Origin of the sequence: Streptomyces sp. NPDC006265 (genome assembly GCF_040613555.1) — a bacterium.
In the GTDB taxonomy this organism is placed as follows: domain Bacteria; phylum Actinomycetota; class Actinomycetes; order Streptomycetales; family Streptomycetaceae; genus Streptomyces.
In genome coordinates, this window is sequence record NZ_JBEXSH010000218.1 from 1 (window position 1) to 11,196 (window position 11,196).

The following is an 11,196-nucleotide window of genomic DNA, read 5'->3' on the forward strand; positions in this document are numbered from 1 at the left end:
GGTAGGCCAGCGCGGCAAGCCTGCCGACCGACGGCACGAACAGCACCGGGTCGCCGGGACGCATCTGGCGGACGGCGAGCGCGGACACCACGGCGAGGTTGTCCGGTCGGTGGGCGGCGGAACGGTCCTGGCGGTGCACCGGGAGCTGGTTCAGGAAGGTGACGGTGAGGGCGAGCACGCCGGTGACGCCCAGCAGGGCCCGCACCCGCCGGCCGCCGACCCGCACCCGCCGCCCGTCGAACCGCACCCGCCCCAGCCCCCGGGCGACCCGCCCGGCCCCGGCCGCGACGAGCAGGGACGCGCCCGCCAGCGCGTAGAGCACATATCGGTCGTGGTAGAGCGGCCGGACCTGCGACACGGTCATCAGGATCCCCGGCGGCACCAGCAGCAGCGGCACCGCGACCGCGGCCGTCCGCCGCTCCCGGAGTCCGACGGCCATCAGCAGCAGCGTCCCCCAGAACACCGGCCCCGCCGGGCCGGGAGAGAAGTTCCTGGCCAGCCTCTCGACCCGCTCCCACCCCGGCGGCACCAGCCACGCCACCTGCCCGGCCTGCCCCTGCGACACCCATACCAGCGGCAGCACGAGCAGTGCCACCGCGCCCGCCGCACGCCCCCAGCCGGACCACACGCTCCTCGGCACCCGCAGCAGGGCCAGCGTCACCGCGTGCGCGCCCAGCACCGGTACCGCCAGCTCGTGCAGTACACAGGTCAGGGCGACGACCGTCCCGTACGGCCACCAGGCCCGGGCGCCCCCGGCGTCCACGGCCCTCACCAGCAGCAGGGTCGCCCCGGCCACACCCGCCGCGACGAGTGCGTACGACCGTCCCTCCTGGGCGTAGTGGCCGGTCATCGGCGTGATCGCGTAGAGGACACCGGCCCACAGGCCGACCCGGGGCCCGGCCAGCCGGACTCCCAGGGCAGCGACCAGGCCGGCGGTCGCCGTCGCCGCGCACACCGACGGCAGGCGCAGCACCACCTCGCTCGGGTGGACGGTGAGGACGGCGTGCATGAACAGGTAGTACAGGCCGTGCACGGCGTCAACGTCGTGCAGCAGCCGCCAGATCTGCGGGACCGTGCGCTGCGCGACCTGGAAGGTGACGCTCTCGTCGCCCCACATGCCGCCGCGGTCCAGCCCCCACAGCCCGATCGTGAGCATCACCGCCATCGGCACCGCCGTGGGCACCACCACCGCCCCGAACCGGCCGCTCCCCCTCGACTGTCCGCTCTTCACGGCCCGATTCTGTGCCGAATAAGAGCCTTCGCGGGGGTTTGATGGTGTGTTAGCACTTTCATGTCATTCGCCCGGCTTACGATCCGCCGTGATGAATGCCGAGAGTGAGATCGCCAGGAATACCGAGGGGCACACCCAGAGGCCGCCCGCCGAGGTCACCGTCGTGGTGATCGGTTACGACGACGCCGCGCACGTGACGGACGCCGTGCGCTCGGCGCTCGCCCAGGGACCGGCCGTGCGCGAGGTGGTGGCCGTCGACGACTGTTCGAGGGACGGCAGCGTCGGCCTGCTGGAACGGCTGTCCGCCTCGGAGCCACGCCTGAAGGTGATCCGCCGCCGGGCCAACAGCGGCGGCTGCGGCACCCCGCGCAACACCGGGCTCGACGCGGTGACCTCGCCGTACGTGATGTTCCTGGACAGCGACGACGTCCTGCTGCCCGGCGCCGTCGACACGCTGCTGGCAGCGGCCGAGGGTACGCACGCGGAGGTCGCCGGCGGCCTGTGCGTACGCCGGGAGCTGCCGTCGGGGCGTGAAGTCCCCTGGCAACCGCGCCTCTACGCGCTGCACGCCGTGGTGCCTCGCCCCGCGCAGCGAACGCGCCTGGTCCACGACACGCTCTGCGTCAACAAGCTCTACCGCACCGGCTTCCTGCGCGCGCACGGCATCCGCTTCCCCGAGGGCCGCTTCCCGTACGAGGACGTCGTCTTCACCGCGCGCGTCCTGGCCGCGGCACCCCGCATCACCCTGGTCCCGGACCGGGTGTACGTCTGGCATGTGCGCCGGTCGGACGCGCGGCTGTCGATCTCCCTGGACCGGTCCGGCGTCGAGAACTGGCGGGCCCGGACGGAGGCGTGCCGTCAGGCGTACGAGGTGTTGCTGGGCGCCGGGCAGAAGGAACTCGCGCGGGCCGCGCGCGCCAAGTTCCTCGACCACGACCTGCGGATGTACGTGCGCGAACTGGGCTTGCGCGACGCCGCCTACCGGCGCGCGTGGTGGGAGCTCACGCGGGCGCACCTCGCGGAGTACGACGCCGACGACTGGGCGCGCAACCCGGCCGCTCCCGGCCGGCTGATCGGGCGGGTCGTCCTGGCCTCCGCGGAGCCGTGCGACCTGTCCCGGCTGCGGGAGCTCGCGGCCCGCCCGGCCCGCCTGTATCCGCCGTACGCCCGTGCCGCGGACGGCACGCCCGTCTGGTCGGACGGCATCCCGCAGGTCTCCCTGGAGCCGCTCCAGGCCCGGCCGGTGAGGGCGCTGCCCCTCGCCGTCGACGCGGAGCTGCGGCCGGGCGCGCGGGGCACCCGGCTGCGTCTGCGCCTGCACGAGCTGTACGGGCGGGTGGCGCAGGCGGGCCCGGAGACGGTGGACGTGGAGTGGCGGCACCGGGACGACGGTGACGTGGTGGTCCGCGGCGCGAGCCTGACGCTCGCGCCGTGCGCGGGGGCGTCCGGAGTCGACGAAGCCTCCGGGCTAGCCGGTTCCGCCGGTCGTGACGGTTACGCCGGTTCCGCCGGTCGTGACGGTTACGCCGGTTCCGCCGGTCGTGACGGTTACACCGGATCCGCCGGTCGTGACGGTTACGCCGGTCGTGACGGTTCAACCCGTTCCGCCGGTCGTGACGGTTACGCCGGATCCGCCGGTCGTGGCGGTTCCGCCGGATCCGCCGGTCGTGACGGTTACGCCGGATCCGACGGCACCTGGTCGGCGGAGACGGCCGTCGATCTCCTCGCCCTGGCCGCGCCCGGCGCCGGCACCTGGGACCTGCGTCTTCGCATCCGCTTCCGCGACGGCGCGAGCCGCGACCTCACGGCGCACGCCCTCACGGGCGCCGGTCTGCTGCGCCGCCGCGTCGTCCCGAGCGCCCGGCACGGCGTGGTACTCGTACAGCCGTACACCACCCACTCCGGCGCGCTGGCGCTGCGGGTGGCCCCGGGCGTACGCGGGGTGCTGTCGGTCGTACGCACACGACTGCGCCGCCTGCTTCACTGAGAGCACGCGAGGACGACCGACCACCACGGACCGGCACACAGCACCACCACCACGGGCGAACTGACGAGGGGACCGCCGCACATGACCTGGTTGATCACCGGCGGCGCCGGTTACATCGGCGCGCACGTCGTACGGGCGATGACCGCGGCGGGCGAACAGGCGGTGGTGTACGACGACCTGTCCACCGGGATCGCCGAGCGCGTGCCCGACGGGGTGGAGCTGGTGGTGGGCTCGGCCCTGGACGCCGAGCGGCTCGCCCGCACCCTCGCGGACCACGAGGTCACCGGCGTCGTCCACCTCGCGGCGAAGAAGCAGGTGGGCGAGTCCGTCGAACTGCCGCTGCACTACTACCGGGAGAACGTGGAGGGCCTGCGGGTCCTGCTGGACGCCGTGACGGCGGCGAAGGTGGCGTCCTTCGTCTTCTCCTCCTCGGCGGCGGTGTACGGCATGCCGGACGTGGACCTGGTCACGGAGGAGACGCCGTGCGTGCCCATGTCGCCGTACGGCGAGACCAAGCTGGCCGGTGAGTGGCTGGTCCGCGCGACGGGCCGGGCCACCGGGCTGTCGACGGCGTCCCTGCGCTACTTCAACGTGGCGGGCGCGGCGGGTCCGGAGCTCGCGGACGCCGGTGTCTTCAACCTCGTGCCCATGGTCTTCGAGAAGCTCACGCAGGACGCGCCGCCGCGTGTCTTCGGCGACGACTACCCGACCCCGGACGGCACCTGCGTGCGCGACTACATCCACGTCGTCGACCTGGCGGAGGCCCATGTCGCGGCGGCCCGGGCGCTACGGTCCTCCCCCGGCCGCGACCTCACGCTCAACATCGGCCGGGGCGAGGGCGTCTCCGTCCGGGAGATGATCGACCGCATCAACGCGGTCACCGGCTACGACCGGCCGCCCGCGGTCACTCCCCGCCGCCCGGGCGACCCGGCACGCGTCGTCGCCTCCGCCGACCGCGCGGCGGCGGAGCTGGGCTGGAAGGCCAGGCTCGACGTGCAGGACATGATCACGTCCGCGTGGGAGGGGTGGCTGCGGCTGCACCCGGAAGCGGGACGGGGCTGAACCGCCTGTCGCCATACCACTCCGCCCTGACGGCAGAGCCCCTCAGAGCGCCCGCAACGCCTCCGCCGTGGCCCGGGCCAGGGAGCCCAGGTACCCCTTCGGCAGCTTCGGGTTGCGGATCACCACCGAGCGCCAGTACAGCGGGCCGGAGATCAGGTCGAGCGCGAGGTCGTGGTCGATGCCCTCGCCGAGCTCCCCGCGGCGTTCCGCCGCCGTCACGATGCCGGTGGCGACGCCGTCCTGCCCCTCGCGCAGGGCCTTCTGCATGGCCTCGGCGATCTCGGGGTTGCGGGCCGCCTCGGCCTGGAGGTCGGGGATGATCTGCGAGGCGACGGGGTGGCGCAGGGCGCGGGACGTCACCTCGTAGAGGAGCCGCAGGTCGCCCTCCAGGGAGCCGGTGTCCGGCGCGGGCAGGCCCTGCACGGCGAGCGCCGAGACGATGTCGAGCACCAGGTGCAGCTTCGAGCGCCAGCGGCGGTACACCGCCGTCTTCCCCACTCCCGCCCGGCGTGCGATCCCCTCGATGGACATCCGCGCGTACCCGACGGCCGCGAGTTCCTCGAAGACGGCGGCCCGGATCGCTTCCGTCACGTCCTCCCGCAGTACGGCCGCCCCCGCGGGGGCCCGGCGGCGCGGGGGCTGCTGGGGCTCGTCGGGCTTCGTCGTCATGCCGACAGCATAGGGCGTCACGACGAAACGGTTGCGTTCCGACGTTCAGCCGACGTACGCTGCCGTTACGACGATACGGGCCCGTCCCGACGTAAGAATTCGTGAAGAGCCCGGTAAAAGCCACCCCGCCCCCTGCTCTTCGCGGCTCTCTGGTCCCACACCCCCGAGCGAAAGCAGCGGATGTGAGTACGGTCCTCCACACACCGCCCCAGCCCCCGGCCCCGGCCGACGACGACCTCACGGCCCTCGCCGCCCGACACGGCCTCTCGGTCAGCGGCGCCCGGCCCTCCCTGCCCGTGTACGTCCGCCAGCTGTGGGCCCGCCGCCACTTCATCACCGCGTTCGCCACCGCCAAGCTCACCGCCCAGTACAGCCAGGCGAAGCTCGGCCAGGTCTGGCAGGTGATGACCCCGCTGCTGAACGCGGCGGTCTACTACTTCATCTTCGGCGTACTGCTCGGCACCAAGCACGGCGTGCCGGACTACATCCCGTTCCTGGTCACGGGCGTGTTCATCTGGACGTTCACGCAGAGCTCGATCATGGCGGGCACCCGCGCCATCTCCGGCAACCTCGGCCTGGTGCGCGCCCTGCACTTCCCGCGCGCCGCGCTGCCGATCTCCTTCTGCCTCCAGCAGCTCCAGCAGCTGCTGTTCTCGATGGGCGCGCTGATCGTCATCCTGCTCTGCTTCGGCGTGCCGGTCGGCGTGTCCTGGCTGCTGGCACTGCCCGCCCTGTTCCTGCAGTTCACGTTCAACGCGGGCGTCTCCATGGTCATGGCCCGGATGGGTGCCAAGACCCCCGACATCGCCCAGCTGATGCCGTTCGTGCTGCGCACCTGGATGTACGTCTCGGGCGTCATGTGGAGCATCGACAAGCTGGCGAACAACGACAGCCTGCCCCACGCGGTGAAGATCGCGCTGGCGGCCAACCCGGCCGCCGTCTACATCGACCTGATGCGCTTCGCCCTGATCGACAGCTTCCACGCGAGCCAGCTCCCCGCCCACGTGTGGGCGCTCGCCGCCGGCTGGGCGCTGGTCGCCGGCGTCGGCGGCTTCATCTACTTCTGGAAGGCTGAGGAGACGTACGGCCGTGGCTGAGCACCCGAACGAGAAGATCCCCACCGTCGTCGCCGACGGCGTCGACATCGTCTACCGCGTCAACGGCACCGGCGCCGGACGCGGCTCCGCGACCGCCGCCCTCAATCGCATCATGCGCCGCAAGCAGACCGAGAAGGCGTCGGGCGTGCGCCGGGTGCACGCGGTGAAGAACGTGTCCTTCGTCGCCTACCGGGGTGAGGCGATCGGCCTGATCGGCACCAACGGCTCCGGCAAGTCGACCCTGCTGAAGGCCGTCGCCGGGCTCCTCCCCGTGGAGAACGGCCGGATCTACACCGACGGCCAGCCCTCCCTGCTCGGCGTCAACGCCGCCCTGATGAACGACCTGACCGGCGAGCGCAACGTGCACCTGGGCGGCCTGGCCATGGGCATGTCCCGCGAGCAGGTCAAGGACCGCTACCAGGAGATCGTCGACTTCTCGGGCATCAACGAGAAGGGCGACTTCATCACGCTGCCGATGCGGACGTACTCCTCCGGCATGGCAGCCCGCCTGCGGTTCTCCATCGCCGCGGCCAAGGACCATGACGTCCTGCTGATCGACGAGGCGCTGGCCACCGGCGACCGCTCCTTCCAGAAGCGCTCCGAGGAACGCATCCGAGAGCTGCGCAAGCACGCGGGCACGGTGTTCCTGGTCAGCCACAACAACAAGTCGATCCGCGACACCTGCGACCGGGTGCTGTGGCTTGAGCGCGGGGAGCTGCGCATGGACGGGCCGACGGAGGACGTCCTCAAGGAGTACGAGGCGTTCACCGGGGACAAGACGCCGAAGCCGAAGCCCAAGCCGAAGGTCGCCGTTCCCTCGTGAGGCCCACCCGGTCGGCCCTTTTGTCTCATTGATGGCAGCATGACCGCATACGGTGCAGCTGTGAGAGGGGGTCCCCGTGATGGCCGAGCTCAGTGTCGTCGTCCACGGGCCGAACGTTCAGGACCATCTGACGGAACTCCTCGACTCGCTCGCCGCCCACTCCCTGCAGGACGCCGAGGTGATCGTGGCGGCGGTCGGCGACTGGGCCCGGGAGACCGCCGAGCGGCACGCCCCGGACGGCGGCGCGGTCGACGTTGTGCCGCTGCCGGACGGCACGGGCGACGCGGCGGCCCGGGCGGCGGGCGCGGCCCGGGCCTCCGGCCGATGGCTGCACTTCGTCCACGCCAAGGACGGCCTGCCCGCCGGCACCCCGCGCACGGTCGCCGAACGGGTCGCCGAACTCCCCGGCGAGGTCGACGTCCTCCTTCTGGACCACGTCCGCAGCACCTGGCACACCTCCGGCATGCCCTCCCCGGACGGCTCGATCCTCGCCCGGGCGGGCCGTGCCGACGTCGCCCTCGACGACTGCGCCCCGCTGCTGCGGCTGACCCCGCTGCTCGGCACCCGCGTCCTGCGCGCGGACTTCTGGCGGGCGCACGAGGCGCGGCTCAGCACCGACGACGAGCCGTACGCCGCCCTGGCCGCCCTGCTGCTCGCCGGCCGCGTCGCCTGCCTGCCGCACGTCGCCTACGAGGACCGCCGGCTGCGCCCCGCGAGCCTGCCCCCGGTCACGCCCGAGCAGCGCTACGGCCTCGTCGAGCGCTACGAGTCCCTCCTCGACCTCACCCGCGACCGGCGTGCCGCGCACACCGTGCTCTACGACCTCATGGTCCGCGACTGTCTGCGCACCTTCGCGCGCGGCGGCATGCCGGAGGAGGTCGCGCGGGAGTTCTTCCGCCGGGCGTCCCTGGCCGCCCTGCGCCGCCGCCCGGAGAACCACCGCCGTCCGGCCGGGCTCGAAGGCGTCCGCCGTTCCCTGCTGGAGGAGGGCGCCTACGCGAAGTACCGCGCCTTCCAGGCCGTCAACCACACCCGCCGCACCGCCAAGTCGGTCCTGCGGACCCGGAAGCGCCAGGCCGGCGCCAAGCTCCGAGACCACCAGTACCGCAGGGCGCTCGGCCGCCCCGTCAATCCCCATCTCGCGGTGTTCTCGGCGTACTGGAACCGCGGCGTCGCCTGCAACCCCGCCGCGATCGCCGCCAAGCTCGCCGAACTGGCCCCGCAGATCCACGCGGTGTGGGTGGTCACCGAGGAGAACGCGGCCCTCCTGCCGCCCGGCACCGACCACGTCGTGCCCGGCAGCCGCCGCTACTGGGAGGTGCTGGCCACGGCCAAGTACCTCGTCAACAACGTCAACTTCCCGAACGCGGTGGTCAAGCGCCCGGACGCGATCCACGTCCAGACCCACCACGGCACCCCCCTGAAACGCATGGGCATCGACCAGATGGCGTTCCCGGCCGCCGCGCAGGGCCTGGACTTCCAGGCGCTGCTGGAGCGCATCGACCGGTGGGACTTCAGCGTCTCGGCCAACAGCCACACCACCCGCATGTGGGAGCGGGCGTACCCGTCGCGCTACGTCTCCCTGGACCACGGCTACCCGCGCAACGACGTGTACTACACGGCCGGCTCCGGCGACATCCGCGCGGTCCGCGACCGCCTCGGCATCGCCCCGGGCCGCCGTGCCGTCCTCTACGCGCCCACCCATCGCGACTACGAGGCCGGCTGGACCCCGCGCCTGGACCTCGCGGCCCTCTCCGACCGCCTGGGCGAGGACACGGTCCTGCTCGTGCGCGGCCACTACTTCTACGGCGGCGCCGCCTCCCCGCTCACGAACCTGCGCCGCACCGGCCGGATCATCGACGTCTCCGCTTACGACCCGGTCGAGGAACTGTGCCTCGCGGCGGACGCCCTGGTCACGGACTACTCCTCGATCATGTTCGACTACGCCAACCTCGACCGGCCGATCGTGATCCACGCCGACGACTGGGAGACGTACCGCACGACCCGCGGCGTCTATTTCGACCTGATGGACCAGGCCCCGGGCCCGGTCGCCCGCACCCAGCAGGAGCTGACGGAGATCCTCACCACCGAGGCCTGGCGCGACGAGGGCGCGACGAAGACCCGGGCCGTCTTCCGGCGCCGGTTCTGCGAGTACGACGACGGACGCGCCGCCGAACGCGTCGTCCGCCGGGTCTTTCTCGGCCAGGAGGGACGGGACCTGCCGCCCGTGCTGCCGATCGAGGAACGCACTCCGGCCCCGTCCCCACAGGAGGCCGGCGCATGAGTACCCCCGACGTCACCGTGACGGTCATCGTCTACAACGACGCCGAGCGGCTCACTCGCGCGGTCGAATCGGTCCGCCGCCAGACCCACGCCAACCTCGAGATCGTCATCAGCGACGACCACTCCACGGACGCGACCCCGGCCGTGGCACAGCGGCTCGCGGCCCAGGACCCCCGCATCCGCCACCTGCGCCTGGAGCGGAACAGCGGCGGCTGCAGCGCTCCGCGCAACCGGGCCCTGCAGATCGCGCGTACGCCGTTCCTGATGTTCCTCGACAGCGACGACGAACTCCCCGACAACGCCGTGGAACTGCTGCTCGCCGCCCATCGCGAACGCGAGATCGACTTCGCGATGGGGGCGGTGCAGCGGGTCCGCGCGGACAACGGCCGCCGCTCGACGTGGATGGCGCACCTGGTCGCCGAGCGCCGCACCCTCGACGGCATCGAGGCCGACCCGCGTCTGTTCTTCGAGCACCTGTCCACCAGCAAGATGTACGCCCGCGCCTTCCTCGACCGGCACGACCTGCGCTTCCCCGAGGGCATCCACTACGAGGACCAGCTGTTCTCGGCGCAGGCATACTGCCTGGCCAAGACCTTCACGGTCATCCCGGAGCCGGTCTACCGCTGGTACGTGGCGCCCTTCGCGGCCTCCGAGACGGCTTCGATATCCAACCAACGGCACAGGCTCGCCAACGTCCGGGACCGGGTCCACGTCCAGCACCTCATCGACGCGTTCCTGGCCGAGAGCGGGCACAGTTCGCTGCGCGAGGACAAGGACCACAAGTTCCTCAAGCACGACTTCCGGATGTACGCCGGTGACCTGCCCTACCGGGACGATGCCTGGCTGACGTCCTTCGCGGACCTCGTCACCCCCTACCTCGACACGCTGACGCCGGGCGCGTTCGCGCGTCTCCCGCGCGCCGAACGCGTCGTCGTCCAGCTGATCCGCGACCGCCGCCTGGCGGAGGCCCGCCTGGCCGCCCGGGGCCTCGGCCACGGAGTGGGCCCGAGGCGCGTGACCGCCGACGCGCGAGGCCGCACCTACTGGGGGGACCGGATCCCCGAGTCCGAATGGTCACGCCGTGAACTGGACGTATCCGACCTGGAGTTGGAGACCCGCCCCTTCCCGAGCGCCCAGTTCCGCCACGAGATCACGGAGATCACCCGGGGCCCGGGTGCCTCGATCGACCTCGCGATCCGCACCTACGACCCGGCGCTGCGCCTCCCCGTGGGCCCGCAACGGGCGACGCTCCTCATCGCCCCGGGCGGCCGCCGCCTCCGCGTCCATTTCCGCCTCGCCCCCGTGCGCCCCGGTCTCTTCGAGGGCCACGCCCACCTGGACCTCGCGGCGGCCTCGCTCCCCCTCCACGGCTTCGCGGGAATCCGCCACCCGCTGCTCCGCCTCCAGCACCAGGGCCTCTCCCACACGGGCCTGCTGCTGGCCCCCCTGACCTTCCCGACCCTGACGACCCGCGTCCCGTCCCACCACCTGACAGTGGAGCCGGAGGGCCATGCCCCGGGCCGCCTCCAGGTCCGCTGGGAACCGGTGGGAGTGACGGCGAAGCTGATCCGCCCGACGGCCCGCAGGCTGGCCCGCCCGAGGGTGAAGAGGGCGGCACGCTTGCTGGCGAGCGCCTTGAAGTAGACGACCTGTCTGGGGCGACGACGGCCGGTCTGGGCGCGGCGCGCATCGTGCGGGAACCACCCAGTCCGGTAGCGGCGAAGCGGAAGGCGGAAGCCAGCACGATGGACAGGGCCTTGACCGCGTTGGACTCGACCGGCCCGTCCAAGCCCAGGCCGTGGCAGGTGAGGTACCGGAAACTCGCGCTGGTCGGCGGCAGTGGTGTCACGGTGAACTTCCTGGTGTTCGACGCGCTCCTGCACGGGCTGCACCGGGCCGGGAAGACGGGGGCGGCCACTCGCTCCTCGGAGACGTTCGCAGTCACGCCCCAAGCCTTAGCCGGATTCGGTAAGTCCTCCACTCGAATCGCCCTAAGGCACCCCAAGAACAGGCACCCCAAGAACAGGCGCCCCGGGCCGGCTCC

8 protein-coding genes and 1 pseudogene are annotated in these 11,196 nt (G+C 72.3%); 7 read left to right on the top strand and 2 right to left on the bottom strand.

The annotated features are described in order from the left end of the window. Positions 1-1,165: glycosyltransferase family 39 protein (locus ABZ281_RS19155; protein WP_356656966.1), on the bottom strand; the 1,165-nt coding region annotated here is incomplete at its 3' end. 157 nt (positions 1,166-1,322) lie between these two features. On the opposite strand from ABZ281_RS19155, the gene ABZ281_RS19160 reads away from it, so the two are divergent. Together ABZ281_RS19160 and galE are read left to right on the top strand one after the other, a co-directional pair. After that, positions 1,323-3,218, top strand: coding sequence for a glycosyltransferase (locus ABZ281_RS19160; RefSeq protein ID WP_356656952.1), 1,896 nt, complete (start codon positions 1,323-1,325; stop codon positions 3,216-3,218). An 81-nt stretch (positions 3,219-3,299) separates the two neighbouring features. Then, the gene (galE, locus tag ABZ281_RS19165; protein ID WP_356656954.1) at positions 3,300-4,280 is read left to right on the top strand and encodes a UDP-glucose 4-epimerase GalE; all 981 of its coding nucleotides are present in this window, start codon (positions 3,300-3,302) and stop codon (positions 4,278-4,280) included. 42 nt (positions 4,281-4,322) lie between these two features. On the opposite strand, the gene ABZ281_RS19170 is transcribed toward galE, so the two are convergent. After that, positions 4,323-4,949, bottom strand: a complete 627-nt coding sequence (locus ABZ281_RS19170) for a TetR/AcrR family transcriptional regulator (protein ID WP_356656956.1) — start codon at positions 4,947-4,949, stop codon at positions 4,323-4,325. Positions 4,950-5,131: 182 nt separating this feature from the next. Between ABZ281_RS19170 and ABZ281_RS19175 the strand changes: the two genes are divergently transcribed. The 5 genes and pseudogenes from ABZ281_RS19175 to ABZ281_RS19195 all read left to right on the top strand — a co-directional run. Beyond that, a complete protein-coding gene (locus ABZ281_RS19175) occupies positions 5,132-6,046 on the top strand; it encodes an ABC transporter permease (protein WP_356656958.1) in 915 nt (304 codons plus the stop codon). Continuing rightward, positions 6,039-6,869, top strand: a complete 831-nt coding sequence (locus tag ABZ281_RS19180; protein ID WP_356656960.1) for an ABC transporter ATP-binding protein — start codon at positions 6,039-6,041, stop codon at positions 6,867-6,869. The genes ABZ281_RS19175 and ABZ281_RS19180 overlap by 8 nt, the downstream gene beginning before the upstream one ends. Before the next feature lie 79 nt (positions 6,870-6,948). Then, complete coding sequence (locus ABZ281_RS19185) at positions 6,949-9,153, top strand: CDP-glycerol glycerophosphotransferase family protein (RefSeq protein WP_356656962.1); 2,205 nt, start codon at positions 6,949-6,951, stop codon at positions 9,151-9,153. Beyond that, complete coding sequence (locus tag ABZ281_RS19190) at positions 9,150-10,796, top strand: glycosyltransferase family 2 protein (RefSeq protein WP_356656964.1); 1,647 nt, start codon at positions 9,150-9,152, stop codon at positions 10,794-10,796. The genes ABZ281_RS19185 and ABZ281_RS19190 overlap by 4 nt, the downstream gene beginning before the upstream one ends. A gap of 113 nt (positions 10,797-10,909) precedes the next feature. Beyond that, positions 10,910-11,196 (top strand): annotated as a pseudogene (locus tag ABZ281_RS19195) (hypothetical protein); the annotation flags it as partial.